General features: G+C 53.9%; 9 protein-coding genes. All 9 read left to right on the forward strand.

Annotated elements, in window-relative coordinates:
* Positions 1 to 320: 320 nt before the first annotated feature.
* The 9 genes from OGM81_11430 (at position 321) to OGM81_11470 (ending at position 15,047) form a co-directional block, all read left to right on the forward strand.
* Positions 321 to 1,292 carry an ABC transporter permease subunit gene (locus OGM81_11430; protein UYJ42939.1) on the forward strand — a complete coding sequence of 324 codons (972 nt, stop codon included), beginning with the start codon at positions 321 to 323 and terminating at the stop codon, positions 1,290 to 1,292.
* Positions 1,293 to 1,310: 18 nt separating this feature from the next.
* Positions 1,311 to 2,276: a carbohydrate ABC transporter permease gene (locus OGM81_11435; protein ID UYJ42940.1), complete on the forward strand. Its 966-nt coding sequence runs from the start codon at positions 1,311 to 1,313 to the stop codon at positions 2,274 to 2,276.
* 146 nt (positions 2,277 to 2,422) lie between these two features.
* The gene (locus OGM81_11440) at positions 2,423 to 3,916 is read left to right on the forward strand and encodes an ABC transporter substrate-binding protein (GenBank protein ID UYJ42941.1); all 1,494 of its coding nucleotides are present in this window, start codon (positions 2,423 to 2,425) and stop codon (positions 3,914 to 3,916) included.
* A gap of 104 nt (positions 3,917 to 4,020) precedes the next feature.
* Positions 4,021 to 5,010 (forward strand): glycoside hydrolase family 130 protein, encoded by a 990-nt coding sequence (locus OGM81_11445; GenBank protein ID UYJ42942.1) that lies wholly within the window; start codon positions 4,021 to 4,023, stop codon positions 5,008 to 5,010.
* Positions 5,011 to 5,167: 157 nt separating this feature from the next.
* Positions 5,168 to 8,260: an alpha-mannosidase gene (locus tag OGM81_11450; GenBank protein UYJ45002.1), complete on the forward strand. Its 3,093-nt coding sequence runs from the start codon at positions 5,168 to 5,170 to the stop codon at positions 8,258 to 8,260.
* A 128-nt stretch (positions 8,261 to 8,388) separates the two neighbouring features.
* Positions 8,389 to 10,185 (forward strand): beta-N-acetylhexosaminidase, encoded by a 1,797-nt coding sequence (locus tag OGM81_11455; protein ID UYJ42943.1) that lies wholly within the window; start codon positions 8,389 to 8,391, stop codon positions 10,183 to 10,185.
* A gap of 3 nt (positions 10,186 to 10,188) precedes the next feature.
* Positions 10,189 to 11,466, forward strand: coding sequence for an MFS transporter (locus OGM81_11460; protein UYJ42944.1), 1,278 nt, complete (start codon positions 10,189 to 10,191; stop codon positions 11,464 to 11,466).
* 13 nt (positions 11,467 to 11,479) lie between these two features.
* Entirely contained in the window at positions 11,480 to 14,080 is a 2,601-nt protein-coding gene (locus tag OGM81_11465; GenBank protein ID UYJ42945.1) for a glycoside hydrolase family 3 C-terminal domain-containing protein, read from the forward strand.
* 22 nt (positions 14,081 to 14,102) lie between these two features.
* Complete coding sequence (locus tag OGM81_11470) at positions 14,103 to 15,047, forward strand: ROK family protein (GenBank protein ID UYJ42946.1); 945 nt, start codon at positions 14,103 to 14,105, stop codon at positions 15,045 to 15,047.
* Positions 15,048 to 15,057: the final 10 nt, after the last annotated feature.

Here is a 15,057-nt window from a genome sequence, read left to right on the forward strand (position 1 = left end):
AACCCTCCATTTTTTTAGTTTATAGAAAGTATAGCACAATCACAAGAGAAAGGCAACACTAAATGTTAACTTTTGCTAATGCTCAATGTTGAAAATGTTGGCTATTATGCACAGAAAGATAGGGTAAAATCCGTTAAAATACACGAATACAATAAAACGATGCGCAATTTGTGCAAAACGACGATTGACAGACACAAAAGCAAATGTTAATATTGGGTTAATAAATGACAACAAAAGTTGACTGTAAAGCTAACGGTGAGTTAACATGAACTGTTGACAGTTGTTAACAATTGGTTCGCCGAAAGAAAGGGGCACATTCTATGAAAAAGGATAAGTCGGCAGTTTCAGCTTCAACGAAGCCACGCCGCAAACGTTGGACGCGTGATGACACGGAGCTGACATTGCTGGGGCTTCCGGCAGCCATCTGGTACGCAGTCTTTTGCTACCTGCCCATGTTCGGTCTGATTATCGCATTCAAAAACTTCAAGATCACTCCGGGAAAGAGCTTCCTTTACAGCTTGTTCCACAGCGACTGGGCAGGGTTTGACAACTTCAAATTTTTCCTTACCAGCAACACCTTTGCCATGCTGCTGCGCAATACGCTGTTATATAACATCTTATTTATCGTATTGAACATTGTAATTCCGGTTACATTGGCTGTGCTTATCAATCAGATTTACAGCCGCATTGCTTCTAAAGCATACCAGACGATGATGTTCTTCCCGCACTTCCTTTCGTGGGTTGTTGTCAGCTACTTTGTCTACGCTTTTCTGAACCCTGACAAAGGTCTGATGAACACCATTATTCAGGCTCTTGGCGGCGATAAAATCATGTGGTATTCTCAGCCAAAATGGTGGCCGCTGATTTTGACTTTCATGCAGGTCTGGAAATCCATGGGCTATAATATGGTTGTCTACCTTGCAAGTATTACCGGCATTGACAGTACGCTGTACGAGGCGGCAACGCTGGACGGCGCGACCAAGTGGCAGCAGACCAAATATATTACACTGCCGGCACTGAAACCCATCATCGTTATGATGTTCATTCTGAATGTCGGCCACATCTTCTATTCCGATTTCGGCTTGTTCTATCAGGTTACGCAGGGTGTTCCCAACTCACTGTACAACGTTGCCAGCACATTTGACACCTATGTCTACCAGGCTTTGCAGAGCAATGTGACAATCGGCAGAACTGCTGCCGCAGGTTTGTTCCAGGCTGCATGCTGCTGCGCGACCGTTCTGGTTGCCAACTTCATCGTTTCCAAGATTGATGAAGAAAGCGCGATTATTTGATGAAGGGAGAACACACAAATGACTCTGGCAGAAAAGCATAAGATAAAGGCCGAAGAAAAAAAGCTGGAAAAAGAGGAAGCTCGTGCGAAGTTCCGCTTAAACCAGATTAAGCCAACAACGAATGCCTGCTTTAACATTCTGTTTGTACTGCTTTCCTTCGTCTGTCTGTTTCCGGTGTTCTACGTCTTTATGATTTCCGTTTCCTCCACGGATTCTATCACAAAGTACGGGTACAGGCTTTTCCCGGATACATATTCCACGGCGGCGTACACGTTCCTTTGGAATGAACGCGGAACGATTTTTAATTCACTCATAATTTCCGTGGTGGTCACGGTTATGGGTACGGTGCTGGGTGTGCTGCTGACCACAATGATTGGCTATGTGCTTTCCCGCCCGAACTATAAACTCAAAGGCTTCTTCACTTGGATGGTGTTCATCCCGATGATTTTCAATGGCGGCATGGTTGCAAACTATGTGGTTGTTGCCAATATGCTGCGTTTGAACAACACCATCTGGTGTCTGATTCTGCCGCTGGCGATGAGCAGCTTCAATGTTATTATCTGCAAGACCTTCTTCCGAACAACGGTACCGGATTCCATCATTGAGTCGGCAAAGATTGACGGCGCATCCCAGATGAAAATTTTCTGGCGTATTGTGGTGCCCATCTCCAAGCCAGTATTTGCCACCATTGCACTGTTCCTGACGTTTGGCTACTGGAATGACTGGTTCCAGTCTGCCCTGTATATTTCGGATTCCAAGCTGGTATCCTTGCAGGCACTGCTGAACAACATGATGAAGAACCTGGAGTACATCGCCAATAACCCCAGCGCAGGTCTGAGTCTGCAGCAGTACCGTAACTCGATGCCGTCCGAATCCGTTCGTATGGCAATCGCAATCATTATCGTCATTCCCATTGCGTGCGCGTATCCGTTCTTCCAGAAGTACTTTATTTCCGATCTGACGGTTGGTGCGGTTAAGGGCTAAGAGAAAGACTCTGAAAAAGAAAAACACTGTATAAGAACATCGATGCTAACAAATAAGCCCATTCAATTTTCCCACCACATTTGGTTCTGTTCCCCTATAAGGGGAATGAAGATACACAACTTTACACAAGCAAAGGAGAAAAACAGATGAAAAAGTTCAACAAAGTGCTTGCGCTGGGCATGGCCGGTTCCATGGCCCTCAGCATGGCAGCCTGCGGCGGCAGTTCCTCTTCTGCCTCCACCGGCACCGATGGCAGCAGCACCTCTACGGCTGCTCCCTCCAAGGACGTCGTCACCCTGAAATGGGTGGCCGTTGGTTCTGGCATGCCTTCTAACTACGATGCATGGCTGGCACAGATTAACCCGTATCTGGAAGATAAGATCGGCGTCAACATCGACATGGAGGTTATCTCCTGGGGCGACTGGGACACCCGCCGCAATGTTATTGTGAACACCAGCGGTGAATACGACATCCTGTTCACCAACGTCAACACCTATAACAACGACGTCAATACCGGTGCTTTCCTGGATATCACCGATATGGTCAAGGAAGCGGCTCCTGAACTGTACGCTTCCGTTCCGGAAGATTATTGGAAAGCCTGCGAAGTGGGCGGACGTGTTTATGGTGTGCCTACCTACAAGGATTCTTCTCAGAGCGAGTACGTTGTCTGGGATAAGGCAAAGGTCGAGGCTGCCGGCTATGACTATACCAAGGAGCTGGGCATCACCGACCTGGATGAACTGACTGCGCCCCTGAAGGCTATCAAGGACACTGACGGCGAGGCTTCCTTCCCTCTGAACAAAAACGGCGGCGGCTACCAGTCCTATATGTATGACCAGCTTGGCGCCGGTCTGTATCCCCTGGGTGTGCGCTATGATGACAGCGAGGGTAAGGTTGTTGCTACTGTTGAGCAGGATGACATGAAGCAGATTCTGAAAACCTTCCATGAGTGGTACAACGAAGGTATCATCAACTCTGACGCTGCAACCCGTCCCGAAGATGCAAACTACAAGGCTTGCTCCATTGCACAGGGCTGGTCCGGTGCGGCAATCACTTCCTGGGGGCCGCAGCTCGGCGTTGAGTGCGTTACCCAGAAGTGGGGTCCGACCATCGTTTCCAATGAAACTGTCCGCGGCTCTATGAACTGCATCTCCGCTAACTGCGCCTATCCCGAAAAAGCACTGCAATTCCTGCAGCTGGTAAACACCGACACCTACGTCCGTGACCTGTTCTACTACGGCGTTCAGGGCGACAACTGGGATTACACCGATGACAGCAAAACCTTCGTCCATAAGAACAACGCGGATTGGTCTATGGCCGGTTACACCCAGGGCAGCTTCTTCGCTATCACCCCGACCGACGATTTCGATTTCAACCAGTTCGACGAAGTTAAAGAGCTGAACGAAAAGGCTGAGCCTTCTGTCCTGCTTGGTTTCACTCTCGACACCACCTCCATCGCTGATGAACTGGCAAACTGCATCCAGATTGCAGAGCGTTACAAGGGCGAGCTGCTGACCGGTACGGCTGATCCCGAAGTCATGGTTCCCCAGATGATGCAAGAACTGCGCGCTGCCGGCTTTGACAAGATCGTTGCTGAGGCACAGAGCCAGGTTGACGCTTTCATGGCTACCAATAAGTAATCTTTAAAAATCCAAATACTATCCCTGCAGGCAGGGAAACCTTCGGGAGCGGGACGCTGAGTTCCCGCTCCCGATTTATTTTAAGTACACAAGGAGAATCAAGTATGGCTAAAATCATCGGCAGCGCACTGCCCAATATTCCGTGGCAGGAACCGCCTGCAAACACCCGCACCCCTTTCTGGCGCTATGATGCAAACCCCATCATCGGTCGTGACGGCAACGCCCGTTCCAACAGCGTGTTCAACAGCGCCGTTGTGCCTTTCAAGGATGGCTTTGCCGGCGTATTCCGCTGCGACAGCCTGTCCATCAGCATGGATATTTTCGCAGGCTTCAGCAAGGACGGTCTGCACTGGGATATTGAGGATACCCCGATTCATCTGGTAGGGGACGACCCGGAGGTCACAACCCGTGAATACCGCTATGACCCCCGTGTATGCTATATGGACGGCAAATACTATGTGACCTGGTGCAACGGCTACCACGGACCCACCATCGGCATTGCGTGGACGGATGACTTCAAGACATTCCACCAGCTGGAAAATGCCTTCCTGCCGTACAACCGTAACGGTGTCCTTTTCCCGCGCAAGATTCAGGGGCGCTACATGATGATGAGCCGCCCGAGCGATACCGGGCATACCCCCTTCGGCGATATTTTTGTCAGCCAGAGCGAAGATATGATTTACTGGGGACGCCACCGCTTTATGATGGGTGCTGTAAAAGGCGATGAATCTGCATGGCAGAGCATGAAAATTGGCCCCGGCCCCATCCCCATTGAAACCGATGAGGGCTGGCTGCTGATTTACCATGGTGTTATCAACACCTGCAACGGCTATGTATACCGCATTGGTGCTGCTCTGCTGGATATTGACGAGCCGTGGAAGGTAAAATATCGCGGCAAGGATTACCTGCTGGCTCCTCATGAGCTGTATGAGTGTGTGGGCGATGTGCCGAACGTAACCTTCCCCTGCGCCACCCTGACGGATGCCGCAACCGGTCGTATTGCCATGTACTACGGCTGTGCCGATACCGTGACCGGTCTGGCGTTCACCACGGTGGATCGTGTATTGGACTATATCAAGAAGAACTCTTTCTGATGTTAAAGGGGCAAAGAGATGCCACAGGATAACATTTTGCTGATACCACGATTTCGGTGTAGATACGTTCCACTAACGCAAACAAAAATGCAAAAAACAGCCAGCTTTGAATTGCTGGAAGCCTCGTTATGAGGGAAAGGAAAGACCTATGCGCACCATTGATTTTCTTGACAAGCGCGTCACAGGTATCTGCAATGAGCTGAAAAAGCTTTCTGTAAAACAGAAGTTTGAAACGAGCGACTGGCTCATAAAGCCGGGCAACTTCCTGCGCCCGGAAGATGCCGATGCAGACCCTGCACCGTTTGAACCCTTTGACAGCCGCACCATGCATTGGTACGGACCGGACAAGCATTACTGGTTCCGCGCGGATGTGGCTGTGCCGCAGGAAATGGACGGAAAACCGCTGTGGATGCACGTCTGCACCCAGATTGATGAGTGGGACGATGCCAAAAACCCGCAGTTCCTGCTGTTTGTGGACGGCAAGGTGACACAGGGCGTGGATATGAACCACCGCGACATCCTGCTGGACCGCTGCGCCAAGGGCGGTCAAAAGTACCGTCTGGAATTGCAGTCCTACACCGGAATCCTGCATACCGAATTCAACCTGATTGTAGACCTGCGGGAAATCGACCCCGAAATTGAGGGTCTTTACTACGATATGGTTGTGCCGCTGGAGGCTTTTCCCCGGTTGGAAGAGGACGGCAAAGCCCGCCGCGATCTGGAAAACGTGCTGAACGAGGCTGTCAATCTGATCGACCTGCGCACACCTTATAACGAGAGTTTCTATCAAAGCATTGCTGCTGCCCGCCGGTATCTGGCAAAAGCACTTTATACCGACCTTGCCGGTCATGAGGAAGTCATTGCAAGCTGCATTGGTCACACGCACATTGACGTGGCGTGGTGGTGGACTGTTGCTCAGACCCGGGAAAAAGTGTGCCGCAGTTTTGCAACTGTGCTGAAACTGATGGACGAATACCCCAACTACAAGTTTATGTCCAGCCAGCCGCAGCTGTATTACTTCCTGAAGCAGCGCTACCCCGAGCTGTATGAGCAGATCAAACAGCGCGTGACAGAGGGACGCTGGGAACCCGAAGGCGGTATGTGGGTTGAAGCAGACTGCAACCTGACCAGCGGAGAAAGTCTGGTGCGCCAGTTCCTGTACGGCAAGCGTTTCTTCAAGGAAGAGTTCGGTGTGGACAACCGCATCCTCTGGCTGCCGGACGTATTCGGCTATTCGGGCGCACTGCCGCAGATCATGGCAAAGTGCGGCATTGATTATTTCATGACCACAAAGCTGGCGTGGAACCAGTTCAACAAAATGCCTTACGACACCTTTAAGTGGCGCGGCATTGACGGCACCGAAATCCTGACCCACCTTGTTACAACGCTAGGGGTCGGTCAGAGCGAGAACGACTTCTTCACGACTTACAACGGCATCCTGCATCCCGATGCGCTGATCGGCGGCTGGCACCGCTACCAGCAGAAGGACATCAACAATGATATCCTGATTTCCTACGGTTACGGTGACGGCGGCGGCGGTCCGACCCGCGCCATGCTGGAAACCTCCACCCGTATGGAAAAGGGCATCGAGGGACTGCCCAAAGTGCGTCAGGCATTTGCACGCACCTACTTTGATGAGCTGGCTGAGCGTGTGAAGGACAACCGCCGCCTGCCCACATGGGAAGGTGAACTCTACTTTGAGTATCACCGCGGCACATACACCTCCATGGCGCGCAACAAGCGTTCCAACCGTAAGATTGAGCTGCACATGATGGACTTGGAACTGCTCAGCCTGCTGGCACAAGCCAAGGTCGCATACCCAGAGGCAGAAATCGACAAGCTGTGGCATGGAATCCTCATCAATCAGTTCCATGATATTCTGCCCGGTTCCTCCATCCACGAAGTATACGAAGTCACCAAAAAAGAGTATGCCGAGATGGAAGCCGAAATCACGGCACTGCGCGAGGAGCGCCTGGATGCACTGACCCCCGCCGGGGAAGGCATTACCGTGTACAACACTACCGGCTTTGTCCGCAGCGATGTGGTTGAACTGGGTGATTGCAAGGCAGAGGCTTTGCAGGACGAAGCCGGCAATATCTATCCCGTACAAAAAACAGCCGATGGTGCCGTGGCGTTCCTGAACAACCTGCCTGCCAAGGGCAGCAAAACGTTTGCGGTCGTACCGGCACAGGCATCGGCTGCGCCCTTCGAGATTGCTGCTGACGGACATAAGATCGACACCCCGTTCTATACTGTCACCTTTGATGAACACGGTCAGATGACCGGCATCTTTGACAAAGAGAACCGCCGCGAAGTGCTCAAGCCCGGTCAGGCAGGCAACCTCTTCCGCGTATATGAGGATAAGCCCATCTATTATGACAACTGGGATATCGATATTTTCTATACCGAAAAGTTCTGGGATGTCACCGACCTGCAGGACTTCACATGGACGGAGAACGGTCCCGTGCGCGCCACACTGCACATCGAACGCAATTACAGCAACTCCACCCTGGTGCAGGATATCCATTTCTATGCAAAGCAGCGCCGGATTGAGTTTGTTACAACCGTGGACTGGCACGAACACCAGAGCCTGCTGAAGGTTCACTTCCCGGTAAATGTCCATACTGACGAAGCTACGTTTGAAATCCAGTACGGCAACCTGACCCGCAAGACGCACGCCAACACCAGCTGGGATCGCGCACGCTTTGAAAGCTGCGGTCAGAAGTGGATGGACCTGAGCGAAGGACATTACGGCGTCAGTATGCTGAACGACTGCAAGTACGGTCATTCCGTCAAGGATTCTGTGATTGGGCTGACCCTGATTAAGTCCGGCATTGAGCCGAATCCTACCACGGATCAGGAAGTTCACCATTTCACATACGCCATTTATCCGCACGCCGAAAAATGGCAGGCAGCCGGCACGGTGCCGCAGGCGTTCTTCCTGAACCAGCCCGCGTTGGCTGTGCAGGGCGGAAAGCCGGGCGAAAGCTTCAGCCTTGCCGGACTGGATGCACCCAATGTGGTGCTGGAAACCATCAAACGCGCCGAGGATGGCGATGGTGCCATTGTGCGTATGTATGAGTGCGAGAACAGCCTGACAAATGTCACCCTGGACTGGAACCTTCCCTTCCATGCGGCAGAAAGCTGCAACTGTCTGGAACAGCCCGACGGCGAGCCGGTTGAAGTCAAAGACGGCAAGATTACCTTTACGGTAAAGCCGTATGAAATCAAGACAATTCGTATCCGTTAAATAACAAAGTCCGAACATTCTGCACGGGCGGTTGGCAATGCGCCCGCCGCCCGTGCCTTTTTTTGGAGGAAATGATGATGGAGTTTATTCCGAATCCACATAAGATCGAACACCCTGCAGGGGTTCATATGCTGGACAATCAGAGCCGAATCACCCTGTGGCAGACCGAACCCGCCGCGTTGCTTTATGCACAGATGCTGCAGGGCTGCCTGCGGGAGTACGCCGGGCTGGAAGTGCCGTTCACCCGCGGTAAGCCCCGGGCAGGTGACGCCGTACTTACGGTGGATACCGCCCTGCCGCAAAACCGTTACACGCTGAGCATTATGCCGGAATGCATCACGCTGAAAGCCGGCAGCGATGAAGCACTCTGCAACGGTGTGCAGACACTGTGCCAGTATATTGAACAGCACGGAGCCGTACTGCCCGCACTGGAAATTGAGGACTGGCCCGATCTTGCCAACAGAGGCTATTATCAGGACTGCTCCCGCGGACGTGTCCCGAAGCTGGACTACCTGAAACAGGTGGCAGATATTCTCTGCCGCTACAAGATCAACCAATGGCAGCTTTATATTGAGCACACCTATCTTTTCCGTGACCTGAGCGAAGCATGGCGTGAGGATACGCCGCTGACCGCGCAGGAGATCATGGAGCTGGATGATTACTGCGCAGCCCGGCACATTGAACTCGTTCCTTCCTTGTCTACCTTCGGGCATATGTACCGTATTCTCAGCACAAAAACCTGTTGCGACCTCTGCGAGCTGCCTGACTCGGAAAAGATTCCGTTCAGTTATACCTATGCAGGGAATCACCATACCCTGAACGTATCCAATCCCGATGCGCTGGGGTTTGTAAAAGGGCTGATTGACGAATACCGCCCGCTTTTCCGCAGCAGCAAATTCAATATCTGTGATGACGAAACGTTCGATTTGGGCAAGGGGCGCAGCAAGGCACTCGCCGAGGAGCAGAGCGAGCGCAGCCTGTATCTCAGCCATGTGAAGGCGCTGTGCGAATATCTTGTTGCGCAGGGGGTAACACCGCAGTTCTGGGGGGACATCATGTGGCGCTTCCCGGAAAGCTGTGCCGAGCTGCCCAAGGAAACCATCTGCCTGAACTGGGGCTATCTGCCGCATCAGCGGGAAAATGAGATCCGGGATATTGCCGCCAGCGGGATTACGCAGTACGCCTGCCCCGGCGTCTGTGGCTGGAACCGTTGGATGCCTCTGATGTACAATTCTTACCTGAATATCCGTACCATGTGCCACCATGCACACAAGTACAACGCCATCGGCCTTTTGAACACGGACTGGGGCGATTATGGTCATGTCAATGACCCGCGCCTGACGATTCCGGGCATCCTGTACGGCGCAGCGTTCGGTTGGAATGCAGAGCCTGTGGAATTTGACGAGCTGAACGAAGCGGTTTCCCGCCTGTATTACGGCGATGCCACCGGGCAATTTGCCGGTCTGATGGCAAAGCTGCAGGATTATGAAGTTTTTGACTGGCGGAATACCGTCAACTGGATAGAATGTGATGAGAAAACCCGCGCCGAGATCCTTTCCGAGGTGGACTTTACAAGGATTGACGATGCCAACCGCGCCGTAGAAAAGGCAAAGGCAGATATCCTTGCAGCCGCGGTAAACCTTCCTGCCGGCAAAAAGCAGATTGTACAGGTACTCTGCCAGACGGCAGACATCATTGTGCTGTGGAACCGTATTGGCGCATGGCTCAATGCAGGCTGCCCGCACGGCCCCGAAGCAGATGCCATGGCAGCTGCGCTGGAAGACTGGCTGCAGCGCTACCGTGCGCAGTGGCGTCAGGTCAGCAAAGAAAGCAGCCTGTCGGTTCTGACAAACCTAATCTGCCGTTACGCGGATCTTCTCCGCGGACGCGCTTACGGAACCGTGGAGGCGCCTGCCGGGAGGTAAGCCATGGGCTGGCTTTATCAGCTGTTTTTTCCTGCGCATACACCGACCGAAAATGAACTGGAAATGGGTCGCTACCGGATTATTGCCGAAGGCGCAGTGGCCGGCGTGATTTATGCCGTTGCCACCGGCAACTTTCTGGCCGGGTATTTGAGCAGCCTTGGGGCGTCCGTATCCTTATGCGCCGCAGCGGCCATGATACCGTCTTTCGGGTGCGTACTGCAGTTTATCTCGCCCTTTGTGTTTGAACGGATGCACCACCGCAAACTGGCTATATGGCTTATGTGCGTGGTGTTCCGGCTTTCGGTCAGCAGCATCCTGCTGATACCGCTGGCTCTGCCGGACCCCGGTCATGCCCGCGCTGTGGTGCTGGTGCTTTATACCATCGGCTTTTTCTCTGCGGGGCTTGTTACGCCGGGGCTGGAACACATGGTTTTGGGCATCGCCCCCCAAGGCGGGCGCGGTCAGTTCTACGCCGTCAAGAGCATTATCGGAACCTGCGTTTCCAGCGCGGCAACACTTGCACTTGGTCGCGTACTGGATTATTATCTGGAACAGGGGCAGGGCTATACCGGCTTTCTTATCATCGGTATTGTCAGCCTGTCGCTTACTGTGGTGGATGCCGTTCTGCTTGCTTCGGTAAGAGAGAACCCGGTAAAATTCACCTCCAAAATGCGCCCGGCGGATATTCTGCGCCCAGTGCGCGACCCTGCTTACCGTCCATTGCTTTTTTACTGCATCATCGGCGGGCTGACTGGCGGCTTTGCTTCTCCGTTCCTTTCCGTGTATGAGCTGCGGGTGCTGGGGCTCAGCCACACCTTCATCACATCGGTGGGTGTCGTGTCCGCTGTTGTGGGCATGGCAGGCAGCTGGGTGTGGGGGCGGCTGGCCGACCGCACTGCGTGGAACTGCGTTATTTGGCTTACTGCATTCCTGAATCTTTCCTGCACGCTGGGCTGGTCCTTTGTGCGCCCTTCCTTTGCACATTTGGTTGCGCCGGTTCTGATTGTCGTTGCGGCGGGCTGTGCAGGCGGCGCATCACTGGCAAGCACAAACCTGCAATTTGCATTGAGTCCTGAAAGCGGCAAAACCGCTTACTTTGGCGTAACGGCTGCCATGAGCAGCATTGCCACCTGCACATCGGCCGCAGTGGGAACCGCCATCCAGCCCATGCTGGAAAAATCTATGGGGGACAGCTCAATTTCGCTGCTGTTTTTTGTGGCAGGCATCGGCGGTTTTGCCAACCTGATTATAAATGGGCGAAAATTGCCCTCTGTAACATAAAGGGAGAAAAAAGATGTACCCATACCAGAACCCGGATCTTTCGACAGAAGAGCGCATCAGCGACCTGATGAGCCGGATGACCCTTGAAGAAAAGATCCTGCAGACAGATCAGTATTATTCCGGCGATTTTACAACGCAGGACGAAAACGGCAAGGTTACAGCCGTGGATATGCAGCGGTTTGATGCACTGATGCAGCACAATAGTGTCGGCAGTGTGCAACTGCGCGGTATGACTGCTGCCCAAGCCAATGTTGTGCAGCGGTATGCCATAGAAAACACACGTCTTGGCATCCCATACCTTTTTAGCGAGGAAGCACTGCATGGGCTGATGACAAACAACGCAACCAGTTTTCCGCAGCAAATTGGTCTGGCGGCAAGCTTTGAGCCTGAACTCGGGCGCGAGATGGGACACGCCATTGCGGCAGAGTCCCGGGCCTGCGGGATTCACGAAACATACAGCCCCGTCATGGATCTGATTCGTGATCCACGGTATGGTCGCGCGGAAGAATCCTATGGTGAGGACACATACCTTTGTGCTGAGTTTGCACGCGAAACCGTATTGGGTATGCAGGGGACAGACCTGACGACACCGGACACCGTGGCTGCCGAACCCAAGCACTACGTCGGCTACGGCAACCCTGTGGGGGGACTGAACTGCGCCCCCTCCACCATGGGACGGCACGATGTATTCAGCGACTGTCTGCCTGTCTTTGAAGCGGCTTTTGCAGACGGCAAAGCGTGCGACGCTATGTGCAGCTACAACTCCATCGACAGTATTCCGGTATCCATGGACCATGAGCTTTTAACGGATGTCCTGCGCGGGCAGTTTGGTATGCCGGGGTTTGTCCGCAGCGACCTGACGGCGGTTTCCCGCCTGTATGACTGGCACTTTATTGCCGAAACGCCGGAGGAGGCCATCCGCCTTGGTCTGGAAGCCGGCGTAGACTTGCAGCTTTACGACTTTCCGCATGATGTCTGGCAGAAAGCGATTGCCCACCTGATTGAAAGCGGTTCCATGAAGATGTCGGTGCTGGATACGGCGTGTCGGCGTGTGCTGCGTATGAAATTTGCACTGGGGTTGTTTGAAAATCCTTATACGGATGAAAAACGCGCCGATAAAATCCTGCGCTGCCCGGAACACCTGACCACCGCGGAAAAAATAGCGGAAAAATCCATCGTATTGCTCAAGAATGATGGCTTGCTGCCGATCAGAAAAGACCTGCGCAGCGTGGCAGTCATCGGTCCGGCAGCTGATACGGTTTCTTATGGCGACTATACCGAAACACGCGGCCGTAAAGGCGGGGTTTCTGTGCTGGACGGAATCCGTGCTGCAGTCAGCCCCGAAACCGAGGTGCTGTACGAGCGCGGCTGCAACTTTCTGGGGCAGGCGCTGCACCCGTTTGGTCCGTCCATGCTGTACGATGAAAACGGCAAAGCCGGGCTGACAGGCCGCTATTATAACGGACCTGTGCCGCAGGGCGAACCGGTGCAGGTTCGCACGGATCGTACCGTCAATTTCAACTGGATTTTCGCACTGCCGCATCCTGCACTGGATGCCAACTGTTTCAGCGTTGTCTGGACGGGTTCTGTGGTTATGCCCCGCACAATGGATGGCTGCATCGGGCTGAGTACGCAGGATAGTATGCGCCTGTACGTGGATGACAAACTGCTGATTGATGGCTGGGGCAAGGATAAGAGCGCTGACCAGGCATTGGATTTCCACTTTGAAGCCGGACGCACTTATAAAATCCGCATTGAGTTTGTCAACGACCGGCGGGGCGCCCGCGTGATTTTCGGGTACAGCGCCGGGCGGGAAAATTTCCCCGCAGCAGTGGAAGCCGCACGCAAAGCGGATGTCGCCATCCTTTGCATGGGCGACAACGAGGAGACCAGCGGCGAGAACTTTGACCGCACCGACCTGAACCTGCCCGGCAGACAGCTTGAGCTGGTACAGGCTGTTTATGCAACCGGAACCCCTGTGGTGCTGGTGCTGCAAAGCGGACGCCCCGTTACGGCGAATTGGGAAAACGATCATCTGCCTGCCATTCTGGAGGCGTGGTTCCCCGGTGAGCAGGGCGGCACCGCTATTGCAAAAACACTGTTTGGCGATGCAGCCCCGGGTGGACGGCTTCCCATCACATTCCCGCGCAGTGTCGGGCAGATTCCCTGCCATTACAGCCGGCGACCCGGCGGCGGAAAACGCTATGTGGAGATGGACTGGCTGCCGCTGTATCCGTTTGGCTACGGTCTGACCTACACAACATTTGCTTACCGCGATATGGCCCTGAGCCGCAGCGTGATCGACCCGCAGGACACGGTCACTGTCAGTGTCACGGTCACCAATACCGGCAAGTACACCGGCGATGCCGTGCCGCAGCTGTATGTGCGGGATATGTTCAGCTCCGTCGTAAAGCCGGAGCGCCAGCTGGCAGCTTTCCGCCGTCTGACGCTTGCGCCCGGTGAAAGCCGTCGGGTGGAACTGACTGTCGGACCAAAGCAGCTGCGTACCCTTGGTCCTGATTATGTATGGCGGGTAGAACCCGGAAAATTTGAACTCCAGCTTGGCGACAATGCAGAGAATATTCTGCTGCGCGCCGACCTGACCGTAGAGTAAAGCAAGGAAGGAGAAACGGCATATGTTGTATCTGGGCGTAGATCTTGGCGGCACAAACATCAAGGCCGCACTTGTGAACAGCGAGGGTGAAATTCTGTGCGAAGCCAACACCCCCACAAACCTGCCGCGCCCGGCGGAAGCTGTCTGCGATGACATTGCAGCGCTGTGCCTGCAGCTGGCGGAGGGAAAGGACGTTGCAGGTGTTGGTGTCGGATGCCCGGGAACTGTGGACGGCGGAACGGTGCTGTATTCCAACAACCTAGATTGGCATGATTTTGCAATGGAGGAATATCTGGCGCAAAAGACAGGTCTGCCGGTTGCCGTTGGTAATGATGCAAATGTTGCTGCATTGGGCGAGGCTCTTGCGGGCTGCGCTAAAGGCGCACAGAGTACCGTTGTCGTTACTTTGGGAACCGGCGTTGGTGCAGGCGTTGTACTGGATGGAAAACTGCTGACAGGCTACACCGGCGCCGCCTCCGAAGCCGGACACATGGTGATTCTTGATACAGCAGACGCCCCGCGCTGCACCTGCGGACGTCATGGATGCCTTGAGGCACTGGCCAGTGCCACCGCACTGATCCGCATGACAAAAGAAGCACGGCTTGCCCACCCGGAAAGTGCGCTGAACGTGCTGGCCGCAAAGCCGGAAGACGTGAACGGTCGCACGGCATTTGATGCCGCTGCGCAGGGGGATGCCGCCGCACAGCAGGTTGTGGATACCTACATTCATTATCTTGCGGTAGGCATTGCCAACCTGATTAACATCTTTTTCCCGGAGGTCATCGGGCTGTCCGGCGGTGTAGCCAACCAGGGTGAAAACCTGCTGAAGCCGCTGCGTGCCGCCGTGGAGCCCATGGTGTTCGGACATGATTTTGCCCAAAAACATACCCGCATTACAGCCTGCACGCTGGGCTACCGCGCAGGGGTCATCGGTGCAGCCCTGCTGGCCAAAAGCCGCATGGAATGAGGAAAATTAA

The organism is Oscillospiraceae bacterium, from assembly GCA_025758045.1.
Taxonomy (GTDB): domain Bacteria; phylum Bacillota; class Clostridia; order Oscillospirales; family Ruminococcaceae; genus Gemmiger.